Consider the following 18,404-nt stretch of genomic DNA (forward strand, 5'->3'; position numbering starts at 1 on the left):
TATATCTTAGGAATTAAAGAAAACGTGTGAGCTACACACGGTCTTACGAAATGATAATTTTTGTTACATTTTCAGTGAAATTTTAGCGATCAATATCACAAATTTACTGTTGTAACAGCATGAAATCCTGAGCAAAAAACACACAACAGATACAATTATCTACAGCGTTTGATTGTCAACATCGAACAATGTGATTTATCCTAGCTACGTTGACTAACTAAAATCGGGATCAAAACAGATGAGTTACTATAAAAAACTAGAACAACATGCACGAAAACTCTCTCGACTTAATCATTTAAGTGCGATCTGCGGTTGGGATCAGGCGGCAATGATGCCATCTGGTGGTAATACAGCACGTTCAGAAGCGCTGGCCGAACTTGCGGTTATGAAACATGACCTAGCAACAGCTGAATACCTTGCAAATTGGTATGAACTAGCAGAAAAAGAAGAATTAAGTCATGACGAAAAAGTCAGCCTTAATGAAATGAAACGCCAATGGCAACAATATATCGCCTTACCTGCTGATTTAGTGGAAGCTCAATCTTTAGCAGGTTCTCAATGTGAACATGCTTGGCGAACTCAACGCGCTAACAATGATTGGGATGGTTTTAAAGCTAATCTAGAAAAAGTCGTCGAACTTTCTCGTAAAGAAGCCGCTGAGCGCGCAAAAATCACAGGAACAAGTAAGTACAACGCTCTAGTTGACTTATATGAGCCAGGAATGACGACAGAGACCTTAGACGCTATCTTTAGCGAGGTTAAAACTTGGCTTCCAGAGTTAATTCAAAAGGTTCAAGCAAATCAAGCACAAGAAAATATTCAGATCCCTCAAGGCCCATTTCTAATAGAGCAACAAAAAGCACTCAGCATTAAAGCAATGGAGATCTTGAATTTCGATTTTAACCATGGTCGTATTGATATCAGTACTCACCCATTTTGTGGTGGCGTTCCTACCGATGTACGTATTACGACCCGTTACGATGAAACCGATTTTTCTTCTGCTTTAATGGGTGTCATTCATGAAACTGGCCATGCTCGATATGAACAAGGCTTACCTCAAACATGGCGTGACCTACCTGTAGGTGAAGCCCGTTCTATGGGAATTCATGAATCACAATCACTGTTTTTTGAAATGCAGTTATCTCGTAGCACAGCGTTTATGGCATGGTTAGCACCTGAAATTCAGAATGTGTTTAGCCGTGCAGATGATGCTTCCCTTTCGGCAGAAAACCTAGGCAAGTTAACGACTCGTGTTAAACCAGGATTTATTCGTGTCGACGCAGATGAAGTAACTTATCCAGCTCACGTCATTTTACGTTACGAAATAGAGCGCGATTTAATTGAAGGCAATATTGAAGTTGCTGATATCCCTGCGCTTTGGCAGAAAAAGATGGCGCAGTACTTAGGCTTAGATACGACCGATAATTTTAAAGATGGCTGTATGCAAGATATTCACTGGACAGATGGCAGCTTTGGTTACTTCCCATCTTATACTTTAGGTGCCATGTATGCTGCACAATTTATGGCTGCTATTAAACGTGAAATGGATGTTGATGCACTGATAGAAAAACACGATCTTAGTCCGATATTTAATTGGCTAGAAACTAATATCTGGAGTAAAGCATCAACACTTTCTACTGATGAACTTGTTCGTCAAGCAACCGGAGAAAGTTTGAATCCTCGCTACTTTAAAGAGCATTTAGAAAGCCGTTATTTGTAATCACATTAAGATATACGTCACAATTAGCTTACAATTAAAGTAACATTTAGTATCATTTTTGGAGTTTTAGTCACAGATTATTGCTCCAAAAAACTTATACTAATTAGGATGATAAATGTATACCTACAGAGCTAGGTATCACCCTGATGTATACAAGGAAAAATTAATGACATACAAAGCAAGTGATCTGAACTATCGTGGCGAAAACTGTGGCGTTCACAACTGGATTACCGATCAGGGTCAATCATTTTATTGGCACCCAGATTGGCTTCATATTGCAGAAGATGAAACGGGCCTTCACGGTAAAGAAGAAATTGCGCTACCAGCAGGAGAACACGCATCTAAAGAGCATGCGGTTACAGCAATTCTTCGTAAATTAAATACTTGGGCAGTTGATCACTTTGAGAAACACCCAGATTTAGAGCAAGAAGCAAAGAAAGCTGAAGAAGAATTGAAAAAATCTGACAAGTAATTTGCTAATAGACAAATATTAAGGGTGCATATTTCTGCGCCCTTTTCTTAACTTACACTCCCAAATTTTCAACTGTATTTACTTCTGCAATTTGCTCGCCATTCCAGATCATTTCAACAAGATAGCTTTGAACAACATCCGTAATAGGCTTTGGGGTAAATATCGCCCAACATAGCGCATCTTCAGCACGCACGGATGGATATTCAATAGCCTGAAAACCTTCTTTTTTTACTTTGCGAGCTAATTGTTGTGCTGCGCTATAACAATCTGGGTTGAGAATAGCGGAATCGTCACCGCACACATGATAAATAGGTGCTGATTGATGAGAGATAAGTAAACCTCGGAATAAAAATCGATCGTACTCTAACCCTTCAATATTTTGCCAATACTCTTGCTGGTGGAATTTCACTTCAAGTGCCGCAGTATGAGCATTATCAGCAACATACAATGCGCCAAATAATCCATCATTAAATCGTCCCCCCTTTGGATTGATATGGGTAAAAGGTGCAACCGCATAACTTCGACCACGCAGACAATCAAATGGGATCTCGGCAGGGTCAATTAAACAAATATCACCAACCTCATCTCGTAATCTAGGATTAGTAAGAGCTTGAATGGCATAAAGCAGCTCAAATTCTTCCGGGCTCGCGACATCATCAAATAAAGCAATGGGCGGATACTTAGTATTAATCAATCGATGACCTTTGTATTCTATCTTTACCCCCACAAGCCACCTCGTAGTGCATCAACTCGACGAGCAACTTCATACAGATCACCAAATTTACCCGACTCAATGATCTCTAAAGGTGTCCTACCCGCAAAGAAATCATTATGGTTTTTCATTGTCATAAAGCCATAAATGTTTGCAGGATTACTAAAGACAATTCGCAAGGCTTGATGAATATTAAGGAGATAACTTACTCGCTCAAGTTGGTCATCACTAAGCTTTGTAGTTTCTGGATTGGCTTTAAATTTATGGTATGACGATTTAGAGAGTTTTAAAATATTTTGACTCTGCTGCGCCGTGCATCCCCACGATGATAAAATATTATCAGCTGCTTTAAACCCTGCCATCGAAAGTGCTTTGGGATCAAATCCCGTCTCTTTTGCTAAATTCATAATTAATCCTCAAGTGGACTTTAAATTCAATTTAGTCCATTTTAAGACTTTTGTAAAATAATACTCCAGAAACAACAAAGCCTCACCACACTGCTACCCTAACAAAAGAAACAATGCGATGAGGCTCATTAAATATTTTAATTATTTGTTGGAAAGAGCCGTTTTTCCTGCCAACTTAACAATCACGTTTACCGCTTTCTCCATCCCTTCAACGGTGATGAATTCATGAATACCATGGAAATTATAACCGCCCGTAAAAATGTTCGGGCAAGGTAATCCCATAAAGGATAAACGTGCGCCATCAGTACCGCCACGGATTGGCTTAATATCAGGTTCAATATCACACTCAACCATAGCCTGCTTAGCCAACTCGATAATATGAGGATATGGCTCTACCATTTCACGCATATTGTAGTAGCTATCAGTGATAGACAGCTCAATTCGACCTTTTTTATTTAGCTCTGCATTTAACTCATCAACTTTCTGCTGCATAAAAGCTTTACGTTGCGCTAAGCCATCACGATCAAAATCACGAATAATGTAGTTCAACTGAGTTTTTGCAACGGATGACTGCATTGACGTTAAGTGATAGAAACCTTCATATCCTTCTGTGCATTCAGGGGTCTCATCAGCGGGCATCATAAGTTGGAATTTAGCGGCAATATTCATTGAGTTAATCATCTTACCCTTGGCAGTACCCGGGTGAACATTAATGCCGTGAACAATAACTTGTGCCGATGACGCGTTAAAGTTTTCAAATTCAAGCTCTCCAACAGGGCCACCATCGATGGTATATGCCCATTGAGCGCCAAATTTCTCAACATCAAAGAGATTTGCACCACGGCCAATCTCTTCATCAGGTGTAAAACCAACACAAATTTTACCGTGCGGAAGCTCTGGATTCGCAACCAGTACCTCAATTGCTGTCATGATTTCAGCAATACCCGCTTTATTGTCGGCACCGAGCAATGTTGAGCCATCTGTTGTAATGATATTGTGACCGTGTAACTTATTGAGATCTGGATACTGTATAGGAGAAAGAACTTCATCTCCAATGCCCAATGCGATATCACCACCACGATAGTTCTCAACAATTTGAGGTTTTACGTTTTTACCCGATGCATCAGGAGCGGTATCCATATGGGCTACAAAACCGATGGCTGGTACATCATAGTTAACATTGGCTGGCAGATGACCCATCAAATAACCATTTTCATCAAGGCTAACATCTTGTAAGCCGATGTTGATCATTTCTTGTTGTAGCTCTTGGGCGAAAGTAAGCTGTCCGGGAGTGCTTGGACAATTTGTATTTGCGCCATTTGATTGAGTATCAAAGCTAACGTAGCGAAGAAACCGTTTGATTAAATTATCCATCTTACACTCTTCTCTGTTCGGTGTTACGTTTCCAAGTAATATCAACGTGCTAAAAAGTCAGTGAAAACAGCTTGGACCTATATAAAAGAAATCTGGGAGTGAGCCCCAAATATTGTTATTTATCTTAACTAATTTGCGTAATATCACCATGCGATGAATCATTTTTTGCAAAATTAATTACTACCCTGATCAAACAGCGGAGTAATTGATTCTATAGCGAGCTCATAATGTTTATTATCTGTAGCAGTAAATTCATTTATCCATAATTTATCGGTACTTGATGAATCTTTAAAATGAACTTCAACCCCTGTCACCTTCGGAACAAACCATGACCCGACCCTACCGCTGAGATTTGTCATTAATTGACTAAATGCCATTTGGTACTGTAAGGCTTCTTTTCCTGTAATCGTATTATGAGGCGTTCGCTTAGAGGTGAATTGATAGTGAAAATTACAATCTTGGCCATCTGCTACGCTAATCTTAATATCTGGATTCACTTTTCTTAAATGGGCATCAACCGGTATTTTCACTTCCCCAGTTGCAAGCAGCGGTAATTGCTCTGAATGCTGCTTTGAATACATGATAATCTGTTTAATGACACAAGCTTGCTGACTTTGCTTATCAATCAAAAAAGATCTGACTTCAACCAAAGAACTCTCCTGATTATATCGCTGCTTGTTATATAACTCTGCGTAGCGAAGATTGAGATCTTGAGCAAAGACATAATTCCCTATTAAAGCTAAACCAAGATATAGCGTATTACGAAAGTTCATTGTTCCATCCATGGTTACGTTATATTGATATTATAACTATAAAGTTATAGTGCATTAGAAATAGATTGATAGCTAAGTCTTAAATATCAGTTATAAAAAAAGCGCATAGCTAAATATAACCATGCGCTTGTTATAAAGTTCAAGATTTATCAATTATTAAGCATCAAAAGTGTTGCCTTGAGAGCTTGTTGAACCATTCTCTGGACTTGATGATGGTGGCGTTGAATCTTTATTGTCACCTTCAATTGTCATTACCTGTAGTGTAATACCAAACATATTGCGGTAAATAATGGCCTTCACATTAAAGAAGAATGGCAGAGTCCAAAGTAAACCAAGACCTGCCGTTGCCATTGAGATAAACATCATAATGAGGATCACAAGGTAAATAGCTGTCATTGGCATTAACTTACGGACAGTCGCCATAAACGAGTACTGGATTGCTTTTAGTGGTGTTACTCGCTTTTCGCACACCAATGTCATGGCTAAGCTTAACGCCATCGTTAAAAATAAACCAACCAATGGGAAGATAGTATTACCAATACCCTGAATAGAAGACGTCAGTAACATGGTAATAATAGATACAAGAGTAAAGGAAAAACCACGTACAATCTGTCCCGGTTTTGTTGGCAGACCAACCGCATGGTTTAATGCCATTAAACTTACACCTGCATATAAAGGTGCAATCAGAACATCAGACCAGAAATTTGCCATTAGAGCAGACTGCATCAAATCCGGTGTTATGCCCTCTCCCGTAATAAAAGCATTAAAGAAAATATTAGGATCACCAAGTTGGACTTTAAGACCTAATAGCAACAGTGCAACTTGCGCAACAAACAAGCCGATAATTGCAGGTAAAAAACGAAAGAAATGTTTCGCAGTTACCTTCCAAGCTTCTTGCAACACATCGACTGCTTTTAATTCGACTTCACCTTTTACGGCTTTCTCAATTGAGCCACCAACGTGAAAGCTCTTTGTCATTGGTTCTTTCATATTCTCAAAATTCTAATTGACCTACTGCTATTGTACGTTACTCACGACGTGATTCGAAACCATATATAGAGAAAATTAATCCAAATCACTTTAATTTGTCCCTTTTTTACCCGATAATTATTTAATTCGTCCAAAAGGTTACAATTTTCTGTAAGTATTTGGCACAATAGAGATGTATCAGAACATTAGGAGTCGTATGAGGACACGTTTCGTAGAAAAAGCGTACAGAGTGATGCTATTTGTTTAAGTAGTAATCACTCGGTAATAATGCTTAATTTTATAATTAATGTAATGCTTATAAAGCATTGCAATATTTATATTTTTTTGAAAAAAACGCTTTAAATTGCAAAACATCACGTCTATTATGCGCACCCTAAATTTACCAAAATAATGGAATCAGTACATGGTTCCTGGGTGGAGATAACGTAGAATTGAACGCTGCAACAACATCTAAGAAACCTGTGATTCAGCTGAAGGGTCTTGGCAAAAGCTTTGACGGTAAGCAGATCATCTCGGGTTTGGATCTAAATGTTAACGATGGTGAATTTTTAACCATCCTAGGTCCATCGGGCTGTGGTAAAACCACGGTACTACGTCTAATTGCTGGCTTTGAGAATGCTGACAACGGTCAGGTTATCATTGATGGTAAGGATGTCACTAGTATTCCGGCTGAACAACGCCATGTAAATACTGTGTTTCAGAGTTATGCACTGTTCCCTCATATGACAGTGTTTGACAATGTTGCGTTTGGTTTACGCATGCAAAACGTTAGTGCGAGTGAAATTGAACCTCGAGTAATGGAAGCATTGCGTATGGTGCAGTTAGATAAGTTTGCCCCTCGTAAACCACATCAATTGTCTGGTGGTCAGCAGCAACGTGTTGCTATCGCCCGTGCAGTTGTTAACAAACCAAAAGTTTTATTGTTAGATGAATCTTTATCTGCATTGGATTACAAACTACGTAAACAAATGCAGATCGAGCTTAAACAGCTACAACGTAAACTGGGTATTACTTTTATCTTCGTAACGCACGATCAGGAAGAAGCATTGTCAATGTCTGACCGCATTATTGTTATGCGCGATGGTAATGTTGAACAAGATGGCTCACCTCGTGAAATTTATGAAGAGCCAACAAACCTATTTGTTGCGCGCTTTATTGGTGAAATCAACGTATTTGACGCTATCGTTAAAGAACGTGTTGATGAAAAACGTATTTTAGCTGATGTTGAAGGTCGCCGAGCAACTATCCTATGTGATTTAGATGTAAATCCTGGTGATAAAGTGAAGGTGCTGCTTCGTCCAGAAGATATTCGCATTGAAGAAATTCATAATGGCGATAGCGTATCTGGCATCCTTGGTTATGTACGTGAACGTACCTATAAAGGCATGACTCTTGATTCTGTTGTACAACTAGAATCTGGCAAAAATGTAATGGTTAGTGAATTCTTCAATGAAGATGATCCTGATGTAGACCACTCTCTTGATCAGAAAGTTGCCATTACCTGGGTTGAAAGTTGGGAAGTGGTACTAGCTGATGAGCAAGAAGTTTAATCTACAAAATATCATCATCTCGATCATCGTTGGCTGGCTTGTTGTTTTTGTCTTCATGCCAAACCTAATGATCATCGGAACAAGTTTCTTAACTCGAGATGATGCAAACCTAATCAAGATGGTGTTCACGCTGGATAACTATACCCGCTTGTTCGACCCTCTTTACGCAAAAGTGATGTGGCACTCCTTCTATATGGCGTTGACTGCAACCATTTTGTGTTTATTGATTGGTTACCCTTTTGCATACGCGATTGCAAAAATGCCCGAAAAGTGGCGTCCATTTATGCTGTTTTTAGTGATTGTGCCGTTTTGGACCAACTCACTGATCCGTACTTACGGTCTAAAAATCATGCTGGGCACCCGTGGCTTATTAAATAACACGCTAATGTATTTAGACATTATTGATAAGCCGCTGCGCATTATGTACACCGAATATGCAGTAATGATTGGTCTGGTTTATATCCTTTTACCGTTTATGGTACTGCCACTGTATTCGGCTATTGAAAAACTAGACAATACTTATATTGAAGCGGCTCGTGACTTAGGTGCGAACAAGTTCCAAACTTTTACTAAGGTGATCTTCCCGCTCACTATGCCAGGTATCATCGCAGGCTGTTTGCTTGTTTTATTACCGGCTCTAGGTATGTTCTATGTATCAGACCTATTAGGTGGCGCGAAAAACCTTCTTATTGGTAACGTAATTAAGAGCCAAGTTCTAAATGCGCGTGATTGGCCGTTTGGTGCAGCGACAAGTATCGCTCTAACGGTGGCAATGGCTGTACTGCTTTATGCGTACTACCGTGCAGGTAAACTTCTTAACCGTAAGGTGGATTTAGAATAATGGGTCGCTTATTTAAATTTAGCTTTATGAGTGTGGTGTATGCATTTTTGTATACACCTATCATCATCCTGATTGTAAACTCATTCAATGCCAGTAAGTTTGGTATGAAATGGGATGGCTTTACATTCAAATGGTATGAACAACTCGTTACGAACGATAGCTTGATGCAAGCTGCTGGTCACTCGATCACTATCGCTGTTTTCTCAGCAACTGCAGCAGCATTAATTGGTAGCTTAACGGCGGTTGCCCTTTTCCGTTATCAGTTTAAGGGTAAGAAGTTTGTAACAGGTATGCTCTTTATCGTTATGATGTCACCAGATATCGTAATGGCAATTTCGCTACTTGCGTTGTTCCTACTAATGGGTGCAGAACTGGGTTTCTTAACTCTGCTACTATCACACATCACATTCTGTTTACCATTTGTTGTGGTAACCGTATATAGCCGCTTAAAAGGCTTTGATGTAAAAATGCTAGAAGCAGCTCGTGACCTAGGTGCAAGTGAGTGGGTAATTCTAAAACAGATTATTCTACCATTGGCAAAACCCGCTGTTGCAGCAGGTTGGCTATTGAGCTTTACCCTATCTTTGGATGATGTAATTATCAGTTCATTTACAACAGGTCCAACATACGAGATCTTACCTTTGAAGATTTACTCAATGGTTAAAGTTGGTATTTCACCTGAAGTAAATGCACTAGCGACAATCATGCTGGTTGTCTCTCTTGTTCTAGTTATCTGTTCTCAGTTACTGGCTCGAGAAAAAGTGTAATTGCTCAGTTTTACGTACTAAATCAAATGGCTAACTTATTGAGTTAGCCATTTTTTTATCCCAAATTCCTACCCTATTAGAAACTCACGCCATTCGTTACATTTAGACACACATTTTCACTATCCAAAAATCCTTTCCTGCTTTAGATTGCGCTCCACTTTTTATCTCTTTCATCTATGAAGATACTCGAATGAAAAAATGGTCATCTCTTTTGATCGGTTCCGCTCTACTGTCTGCTAGCCTAAATGTGGCAGCAGAAGAGACTAAAGACAAACAACTTGTTTTTATGAACTGGGGTCCCTACATCTCCACTGAGCTGCGTGAGCAATTCACCAAGGAAACCGGTATTAAAGTGATCTACTCGACTTATGAGTCAAATGAAACCATGTATGCCAAATTACGTGCGCATCCTGAAGGTTATGACTTAGTTGTACCTTCGACCTATTTCGTTGCCAAAATGCGCGATGAAGGCATGCTACAGAAGATTGATAAAAGTAAACTAACAAACTTTAATCAGCTAGATAAGAACTACCTAGATAAGCCGTTTGAACCAAGCAATGACTACTCTATTCCACACGTTATTGCGATGACCGGCCTTGCGGTTAATACCGATATGTATAATCCAGATGACTTTAATAGCTGGGCTGATCTATGGCGTCCAGAGCTAAAAGGTCAGTTAATGTTAATGGATGACACTCGAGAAGTGTTCCATATTGCTCTGCGTAAACTGGGCTATTCAGGTAATACAACCGATCCTAAACAGATTGATGAAGCGTATGAAGAGCTGAAAAAACTGATGCCTAACGTATTAGTATTTAATTCAGACAACCCTGCTGCGCCATATTTATCGGGTGAGGTTGGCTTAGGTATGTTGTGGAATGGATCTGCGGCGGCGGCACAAAAAGAAGGTTTACCAATTAAGCTTATCTGGCCAAAAGAAGGCGGGATTTTCTGGGTAGATAGTTTAGCTATTGCAAAAAATGCTAAAAACGTAGAAGCCGCACATAAGATGATCGATTTCTTATTGCGCCCTGAGATTGCAGCTAAAATCTCTGAGGAAACAGGTTATTTGACCGCAGTAGAAAAGTCTAATGCGAAATATAAAGATAACCCTACACTGTTCCCACCTCAAGAAGACCTTGACCGTGGTGAGTGGCAAGATGCGGTAGGTACAATGAATAACCGCTATGAAAATTATTTCCTTGAACTGAAAGCTGGCGATAATTAATATCTTATCTGCGGGTAGCATTAATTTGCTACTCGTAGTACTTTTGATAACATTAAAAATACATACCTTTCCAACTATCGATACCATATTCTGCTATATCCCCTAACAACTGATAATAAATTCTCCAGCGATTAGTAAATATCTCGATAATTTATTAACAGCACATCATACTCTGCTATACTTATGCCATCTTTATGATTCATAATAGATATGTTTCTATACCAAGCCTGATCAATAAATTAATTATTAATCACTTGGTCGTAGTCCTAGTTACCCATTTACTAGTGCAATACACCAAAAACTAGGGGGCGGTATTTTCCGCTAGAGAACACTCTCGAAAAATCCTGTATTTTAGTTAGGAGCTAAAAGAAATGAAAAAATGGTCTTCTTTAATGACCGGCGCTGTTTGCGCAATGGCTATGTTTTCAAACGTAGCGTCTGCAGCAGACAACGAACTGTATTTCTACAACTGGTCTGAGTACATTCCTCAAGATGTTATTGAACAGTTTACGAAAGAAACAGGCATTAAAGTGATTTATTCGACCTATGAGTCGAATGAAACTATGTATGCAAAGCTTAAGACCAACGGTGAAGGTTACGACTTAGTAGTTCCTTCAACTTATTACGTATCTAAGATGCGTGATGAAGGCATGCTACAAAAGATCGATCACTCTAAACTTTCACACTTCAAAGATCTTGACCCTAACTTCCTAGACAAGCCTTTTGACCCAAATAACGATTACTCTATTCCGTACATCTGGGGCGCAACAGGTATTGGTGTAAATACTGACGTTATCGACAAGTCTAAAATCCACAGCTGGGCTGATTTATGGGATCCTAAGTGGGAAGGTCAATTAATGATGATGGATGATGCTCGTGAGTTCTTCCACATTGGTCTTCGCAAGCTAGGTTATTCTGGTAATACAAAAGATCCTGCACAAATTAAAGCAGCATACGAAGAGCTTAAGAAGCTGATGCCTAATGTATTAGTATTTAACTCTGACTACCCTGCTAACCCATACATGGCGGGTGAAACTTCTCTAGGTATGCTATGGAATGGTTCTGCATACCAGGCTCAGCAAGAAGGCGCGCCAATTGATATCGTATGGCCAAAAGAAGGTGCAATCTTCTGGATGGACAGCTTATCTATTCCAGCTCAAGCTAAGCACATTGATGCTGCATACAAGATGATTGACTTCCTTCTACGTCCTGAAAACGCTGCTAAGATAGCACAGCAAATTGGTTACCCAACTCCTGTTGCGACTGCGAAGAAATTCCTACCTAAATCATTTGTTAATAATCCAATGATTTACCCACCACAATCAGTACTTGATGCTGGTGAGTGGCAGAACAGCGTTGGTAGCGCAAACGAGCTTTACGAAGAGTACTTCCAAAAGCTAAAAGCAGGTGAATAATACACTGCTCTAACGCAACAAAAAAAGAAGCCGAGCTTATTAATAGCTCGGCTTTTTGTTTATAGCTCTTCTTAAACACCATGGTATCTTGATAATGTATCGCTACGATACTATTGAAGAGTTCGCCTTATTGTTCTTATAATTTAACTGAAAGTAAGCTCACTTCTTTACTTATAGGCGTTACTTCAAATTGAGAACTATTTTTAAGATCCTCAACTTGAGCTTTATTCCATGCTTCATAAGTAACAACCTTACCATCCGTGCTCACGTTAACTGGCTCACCAGAAGGCACTCGACCACTCCATGAGATAGATGCAGATGCTGCTAATGCCATTGAACTAAAAGTGGTTGCAGCAACGATAGCAGCATAAAAAAGTGGTTTCATAGACATTGAATATAACCTCACATGTATTAGTTGTGATGAATTATATTCTTAGCATCTGCCTTGGCAACTGGGCAAAAATGCTAAATAGCGATCAATTGTTATACATCAAGCTTACCGAATATACCGTATAGATTTAGCATCTATTTATTTAGAAATCAAAACATGCTAATTGCACTTATTTACACCCAAGCTAATTTATGCTTAGGGTGTTTTTAATGTATTCAGGAACAATCTGAGTCGCTTTACCATAAATCTTTTCCTCAAATTCACTCTGAACCTGACTTGGCTCAAGATTTAACTCAACGGTGTGCAATCCTTGTAGTACCGCTTCATGAACAAAACCAGCGGCAGGATACACAACACCCGACGTACCAATAGAGATAAATAAATCTGCATCACAAATAGCACGATGAATGGCATCCATTCCAATTGGCATCTCACCAAACCAAACAATATCAGGTCGCATTGGAGCCGGGATTTGACAACAATGGCAGCGATCACTGGTATGAAGATCACCATGCCAATCTACCGTTTGTCCAGACTCACAACAGCGAGCCTTAAGAAGTTCACCGTGCATATGAATTACATTAACACTACCCGCTCTCTCATGAAGATTATCAATATTTTGCGTAACAATAGTCACTTTCCCTTCATGTTCTCGCTCTAACTGCGCTAAGGCTAAATGAGCGGCATTAGGAGCTACAGAGCCATCTTCAATTTGACGGCGTCTATCGTTATAAAAGTTCTGTACTAATTCTGGATTGCGTTCATAACCTTCTGGTGTTGCCACATCTTCAACTCGATGATTTTCCCAAAGCCCATCTTCGGATCGAAACGTACATATGCCTGATTCAGCAGAAATGCCTGCTCCTGTCAGTACGACAATATTTCGGTAAGGAAAAAGCATAATAGTATTCCTTTTTATATATTCTAGTGACTTTAGTTATATCATTGATTTTATTTAAGGTGTAGATAGCACATGTTAGACATTAGTATAAATATCAACACGGAAAGAAAATAAGAATATCTCTATTGTCTGCTTAAGCAAAATTAACCAATAAAAAAGCCGACACACTGAGTATCGGCTTTGAGATATCAAATAAGCTAATGAGAGTTATCAGCTGTTTTTGGTTGTATTTTCTTTTGGTTGGTTCTCTGGAAGGTCTTTAACTTCATCAAACCATAAGTTATGGTGCTCACGAGCCCAAGTTTCATCAACTTCACCCGTAATCATGCCATCAAGACCCGCTTCCATACCAAATAAACCAATGTAGATATGGAAAATAAAGCCACAAATCAGAATAAGAGCAGAGAACATATGAATTAAGTTCGATAGCTCCATATGACGACGTGTTTGATCAAAAATTGGGAAATCTAGAACAAAGCCACTTACAGTAATAAAGATACCGAAGAAGATAAGTAGCCAGAAGATAACCTTCTCACCACCGTTCGAGAAACCTGCTGATGGATGGGATCCTTTATGTTTACCAACCATACCGCCCATTTTCATGAACCACTGGATATCAACTTTATTGAAGATACTCTTACGCCACCACTTGATTAATACAGCAAACAGCAAAATCGCAAAGATTGGACCCATATAGTTATGGTATTGCTTAGCGGCAAAAATCACCCAGCCCCAAACATCTGTAGATAAAATTGGCTTTAAAAAGTGTTTACCATAAACCAGAGTCAGACCGCTGAAACCAAGGGTTAAGAAAGTAAATGCCATACTCCAGTGTAGAGCACGATCCATACGACTCCAGCGTTGAATCTTGCGGCCTGTTTTTGGCTTACTCAGTTTTAGAGGGCCAACAACAAAATACGCCAAAGTCACCATTGCTAAGCTACCAAAAATAGCTAATGCACCAAGCGGCGACATCCACTTTTCTTTTAAGATATACCAAGTTTGTCCTGGTACACTGATTAACACGTCATGCTCAGGCCAACCTGAAGTGGTATACCCCTTTTGACCATCTTTAACAGCGCGCCAATAATCAGCACCAGCAAAGCCAATAACTTCTCGCTTAACTACCGACTCACCCGCAGTTAAATCGTTAGAAGAAGAATTATCAGCAGCTAATACGGATGCAGAGAACGCAACCATTAAAGCGGTGAACACAACCGTTAACCAGCGTTGAATTCGCTTAGTCATTAAAGCTCCTGCCTGCTCTATTGAACAGTTCATCAATGTGCTACCACAGCAACACAGGGTTAGAATCAAAAAGAACAATTAGCGCTAAACGTTAAAGTCTAGCGCTAATTTTTATGGCTTAAGCCTTGCGAACTTTACTTGCATCCATAGCAAGTTCATCAGCTGCAGTGCTTGCCCAACCAGCATCTTTAGCACCACGAGCCGCTACACGTTTGCTGTAGATTTCAGAGATCTTCTCTGCATCACCTGCAAGTAACGACTTAGTAGAACACATAGATGCACACATTGGCAGCTTGCCTTCAGCGATGCGGTTTGCACCGTAAAGTAGGCGTTCTTTTTCAGAGCCAGGTTCAGTATTTGGACCACCTGAACAGTAAGTACATTTATCCATTTTACCGCGCTCAGCAAATGCCTGTTGTTTAGGAAACTGAGGCGCACCAAACGGGCAAGCAAATAGGCAGTAACCACAACCGATACATAGATCTTTATTGTGCTGAACAATGCCATCTTCTGTTTGACTGAAACAATCGGCAGGACACACCGCCATACAAGGCGCATCACTACAGTGCATACAAGCAACAGAAATCGAAGTTTCACCAGGAAGACCGTCGTTTAGCGTTACAACACGACGACGCTGGATACCCCAACCTACTGCTTCTGAGTTTGCGTTTTTACAAGCTGTCACACAGCCGTTACACTCGATGCAACGTTTTGTGTCACAAAGAAATTTCATACGTGCCATGGGTTAGCTCCTTAAGCTTTAGTAATATTACAAAGAGTTACTTTTGTTTCTTGCATCTGAGTAACAGGGTCATAACCGTAAGTGGTTGCCGTGTTAGCTGCTTCGCCAGAAACATAAGGAGCACAACCTTCTGGGTAGTGACTACGTAGACTTTCACCTTCAAACTCGCCACCGAAGTGGAATGGTAAGAATGCTAGACCTTCACGAACACGAGGTGTCACCATCGCTTTCACTTTAATACGGCCTTTTTCTGCGCCTTCAACCCAAACCATTTCGCCATCTTTAATGCCACGATCGTTCGCATCTTTTAGGTTAAGCTCAACAAACATCTCTTGTTGTAGCTCTGCAAGCCATGGGTTAGAACGTGTTTCCTCACCACCACCTTCGTACTCAACCAGACGACCAGAAGTTAGGATGATTGGGTATTCACCTGATACATCTTTATCCTGAATTGACTTGTAAAGTGTTGGTAAGCGGAATAGGTTCGCTTTGTCATCCCATGTTGGGTAATCAACAACAAGGTCACGACGAGGTGTATACAGAGGCTCACGGTGAAGTGGCACTGCATCAGGGAATGTCCAAACAACTGTACGAGCTTTTGCGTTACCGTAAGGAATACAACCGTGCTTAATAGCAACACGCTGAATACCACCAGATAAGTCTGTCTTCCAGTTTTTACCTTCTGCAGCTTGCTTCTCTTCTGCAGTTAGATCGTCCCACCAACCAAGTTGCTTCAACATCTTATCAGTGAATTCTGGGTAACCATCTTCCAGTTCACAACCCAGAGAGTAGCTATCTACTGCAAGTAGGCTTTGACCATCATGTTCAACACCAAAACGAGCACGGAAGTTACCACCACCTTGAGCAACCGTCTTTGATGTATCGTAAAGGATGTGAGTACCTGGGTGATTCATCTCAGGCGTACCCCAACATGGCCAAGGTAGACCGTAAGTTTCACCATTTGCTGGACCACCAATCGCCTCTAGAGAAGTACGATCGAATGTGTGCCAGTTTTTCTGGTGCTCTTTAAGACGCTCAGGACTTTGACCTGTGTAACCGATAGTCCACATACCCTTGTTATATTCACGAGTAATGTCTTCGATTACTGGACGGTTATTTTCAACCTTGATGTTCTTAAACAGTTTGTCTGCATAGCCCAGTTTTTGAGTCAATAAATACATGATCTCGTGGTCTGGCTTAGATTCAAACAGAGGATCAATAACCTGATCACGCCACTGAATTGAACGGTTAGTTGCTGTTACAGAACCGTAAGTTTCAAACTGTGTTGATGCTGGGAATAGGTATACATTATCAGTACGACCATTCATTACCGATGCAACACCTGGGTACGGGTCAACAATAACCATTAGGTCAAGTTTACCCATTGCTTTACGCATTTCTGGCCCACGAGTTTGTGAGTTTACTGCGTGACCCCAATAGAACATGGCACGGATATTATCGCGTTGAGCAATCTTATCTTTGTTCTCAAGAACACCATCAATCCAACGAGAAACAGGGATACCCTTGCTGTTCATTGGTTTTGCGCCAGCGTAAGTATTTGGATCGAAACGGCCTTGCATCCATTCATAATCCACATCCCATACGCGAGACCAGTGTTTCCAAGCACCTTCAGATAGACCGTAGTAACCAGGAAGGTTGTCAGATAGTACGCCAAAGTCTGTTGCACCCTGTACGTTATCGTGACCACGGAAGATATTTGCACCGCCACCTGATTTACCCATGTTGCCAAGAGCAAGTTCAAGGATACAGTAAGCACGTGTGTTGTTGTTACCTGTTGTATGCTGAGTACCACCCATACACCAAACAACACAACCAGGACGGTTTTCAGATAGCATTTTCGCCGTCTGGTAAACTTGTTCTTCAGGTACGCCAGTTACACGTTCAACTTCTTTTGGATTCCACTTCGCAACTTCTGCACGAACTTGGTCCATACCGTAAACGCGTTGACGAATAAACTCTTTATCTTCCCAACCATTTTGGAAAATATGGAACAGAACACCCCAAATAAAGGCTACGTCAGAACCTGGACGTAATGATACATAATGATCAGCTTTTGCCGCAGTACGTGTACGACGAGGGTCAACAACTACAATTTTACAGTCGTTAGTTTCTTTCGCGATCAAGATATGCTGCATTGCCACTGGGTGTGCTTCTGCAGGGTTTGAACCGATAAACAGAATTGACTTACAGTTGTGCATATCGTTAAGCGAGTTTGTCATTGCACCGTAGCCCCAAGTGTTTGCTACACCGGCAACTGTGGTTGAGTGACAGATACGCGCTTGGTGGTCAACGTTGTTAGTACCCCACATTGACACCATTTTACGGAACATGTAAGCCTGTTCGTTGTTGTGTTTTGCAGAACCTAACCAGTAAACTGAATCTGGGCCTGACTCTTCACGAATCTTAAGGATTTGCTGGCTTACTTCAGATAGAGCCTGATCCCAGCTTAGACGCTGCCACTTACCATTCACAAGCTTCATTGGATATTTAACGCGACGCGCACCGTGACCGTGTTCACGAAGTGCAGCACCCTTAGCACAGTGGCCACCAGCATTGAAAGGATGGTCAAAAGCGGGTTCCTGGTGAGTCCATACACCTTCTTGGGTTTCTGCGTAAATACCACAACCAACAGAACAGTGAGAACAAATAGTACGTTTCACTTCTTTTGGTGCGTCAGTTGGAATGAATTCCTCTGCCGCTTGTGCTTTTTTCATCATGCCTGGTGCAAACATGCTTGCACCAGCAATACCACCAGCAGCGGCGATTGATGAGTTACGAATAAATGAACGACGAGAGATACCTAGCTGGTTTTCGTCCTTGCTCACTTTGTCGGAACGTTTTGTTAGTTTCAT

General features: G+C 40.5%; 17 protein-coding genes. 7 read left to right on the forward strand and 10 right to left on the reverse strand.

Features of this window, described 5'->3' with window-relative positions; all coding sequences use genetic code 11:
• Positions 1 to 238 precede the first annotated feature (238 nt).
• On the forward strand, positions 239 to 1,720 hold the full coding sequence (locus CTN07_RS06910) for a carboxypeptidase M32 (protein ID WP_005299457.1): 1,482 nt from the start codon (positions 239 to 241) through the stop codon (positions 1,718 to 1,720).
• A 166-nt stretch (positions 1,721 to 1,886) separates the two neighbouring features.
• Entirely contained in the window at positions 1,887 to 2,192 is a 306-nt protein-coding gene (locus tag CTN07_RS06915; RefSeq protein ID WP_005299460.1) for a hypothetical protein, read from the forward strand.
• Between the two features lie 52 nt (positions 2,193 to 2,244).
• Here CTN07_RS06915 and CTN07_RS06920 read toward each other — a convergent pair whose 3' ends face one another.
• The 5 genes from CTN07_RS06920 to CTN07_RS06940 form a co-directional block, all read right to left on the reverse strand.
• Positions 2,245 to 2,919, reverse strand: coding sequence for an RES family NAD+ phosphorylase (locus CTN07_RS06920; RefSeq protein WP_005299464.1), 675 nt, complete (start codon positions 2,917 to 2,919; stop codon positions 2,245 to 2,247).
• Positions 2,910 to 3,311 carry an MbcA/ParS/Xre antitoxin family protein gene (locus CTN07_RS06925; protein ID WP_036763907.1) on the reverse strand — a complete coding sequence of 134 codons (402 nt, stop codon included), beginning with the start codon at positions 3,309 to 3,311 and terminating at the stop codon, positions 2,910 to 2,912. Before CTN07_RS06925 ends, CTN07_RS06920 begins: the two co-directional genes overlap by 10 nt.
• A 141-nt stretch (positions 3,312 to 3,452) precedes the next feature.
• Entirely contained in the window at positions 3,453 to 4,685 is a 1,233-nt protein-coding gene (pepT, locus tag CTN07_RS06930) for a peptidase T (protein WP_005299468.1), read from the reverse strand.
• 173 nt (positions 4,686 to 4,858) lie between these two features.
• Complete coding sequence (locus CTN07_RS06935; protein ID WP_005299470.1) at positions 4,859 to 5,458, reverse strand: DUF2987 domain-containing protein; 600 nt, start codon at positions 5,456 to 5,458, stop codon at positions 4,859 to 4,861.
• 156 nt (positions 5,459 to 5,614) lie between these two features.
• Positions 5,615 to 6,436 (reverse strand): DUF2189 domain-containing protein, encoded by an 822-nt coding sequence (locus tag CTN07_RS06940; RefSeq protein ID WP_005299473.1) that lies wholly within the window; start codon positions 6,434 to 6,436, stop codon positions 5,615 to 5,617.
• Between the two features lie 443 nt (positions 6,437 to 6,879).
• Between CTN07_RS06940 and potA the strand changes: the two genes are divergently transcribed.
• The 5 genes from potA (at position 6,880) to CTN07_RS06965 (ending at position 12,249) form a co-directional block, all read left to right on the forward strand.
• Positions 6,880 to 7,998 (forward strand): spermidine/putrescine ABC transporter ATP-binding protein PotA, encoded by a 1,119-nt coding sequence (gene potA / locus CTN07_RS06945; RefSeq protein ID WP_005299476.1) that lies wholly within the window; start codon positions 6,880 to 6,882, stop codon positions 7,996 to 7,998.
• Positions 7,982 to 8,839, forward strand: coding sequence for a spermidine/putrescine ABC transporter permease PotB (gene potB / locus CTN07_RS06950; protein ID WP_005299479.1), 858 nt, complete (start codon positions 7,982 to 7,984; stop codon positions 8,837 to 8,839). The genes potA and potB overlap by 17 nt, the downstream gene beginning before the upstream one ends.
• A complete protein-coding gene (gene potC, locus CTN07_RS06955; protein WP_036763913.1) occupies positions 8,839 to 9,606 on the forward strand; it encodes a spermidine/putrescine ABC transporter permease PotC in 768 nt (255 codons plus the stop codon). The genes potB and potC overlap by 1 nt, the downstream gene beginning before the upstream one ends.
• 190 nt (positions 9,607 to 9,796) lie before the next feature.
• A complete protein-coding gene (locus CTN07_RS06960; RefSeq protein WP_005299481.1) occupies positions 9,797 to 10,834 on the forward strand; it encodes an extracellular solute-binding protein in 1,038 nt (345 codons plus the stop codon).
• A 371-nt stretch (positions 10,835 to 11,205) separates the two neighbouring features.
• Positions 11,206 to 12,249: an extracellular solute-binding protein gene (locus CTN07_RS06965; protein ID WP_005299483.1), complete on the forward strand. Its 1,044-nt coding sequence runs from the start codon at positions 11,206 to 11,208 to the stop codon at positions 12,247 to 12,249.
• Positions 12,250 to 12,385: 136 nt separating this feature from the next.
• On the opposite strand, the gene CTN07_RS06970 is transcribed toward CTN07_RS06965, so the two are convergent.
• The 5 genes from CTN07_RS06970 to CTN07_RS06990 form a co-directional block, all read right to left on the reverse strand.
• Complete coding sequence (locus tag CTN07_RS06970; protein WP_005299485.1) at positions 12,386 to 12,640, reverse strand: hypothetical protein; 255 nt, start codon at positions 12,638 to 12,640, stop codon at positions 12,386 to 12,388.
• Between the two features lie 184 nt (positions 12,641 to 12,824).
• Entirely contained in the window at positions 12,825 to 13,541 is a 717-nt protein-coding gene (cobB, locus tag CTN07_RS06975; RefSeq protein WP_005299487.1) for a Sir2 family NAD+-dependent deacetylase, read from the reverse strand.
• A 210-nt stretch (positions 13,542 to 13,751) separates the two neighbouring features.
• A complete protein-coding gene (locus CTN07_RS06980) occupies positions 13,752 to 14,789 on the reverse strand; it encodes a formate dehydrogenase subunit gamma (protein ID WP_005299489.1) in 1,038 nt (345 codons plus the stop codon).
• A gap of 118 nt (positions 14,790 to 14,907) precedes the next feature.
• Entirely contained in the window at positions 14,908 to 15,531 is a 624-nt protein-coding gene (fdh3B, locus tag CTN07_RS06985; protein WP_005299491.1) for a formate dehydrogenase FDH3 subunit beta, read from the reverse strand.
• Between the two features lie 11 nt (positions 15,532 to 15,542).
• Positions 15,543 to 18,404, reverse strand: coding sequence for a formate dehydrogenase subunit alpha (locus tag CTN07_RS06990; RefSeq protein WP_005299493.1), 2,862 nt, complete (start codon positions 18,402 to 18,404; stop codon positions 15,543 to 15,545).

Source organism: Photobacterium damselae, assembly GCF_003026815.1.
Classification (GTDB): Bacteria; Pseudomonadota; Gammaproteobacteria; order Enterobacterales; family Vibrionaceae; genus Photobacterium; species Photobacterium damselae.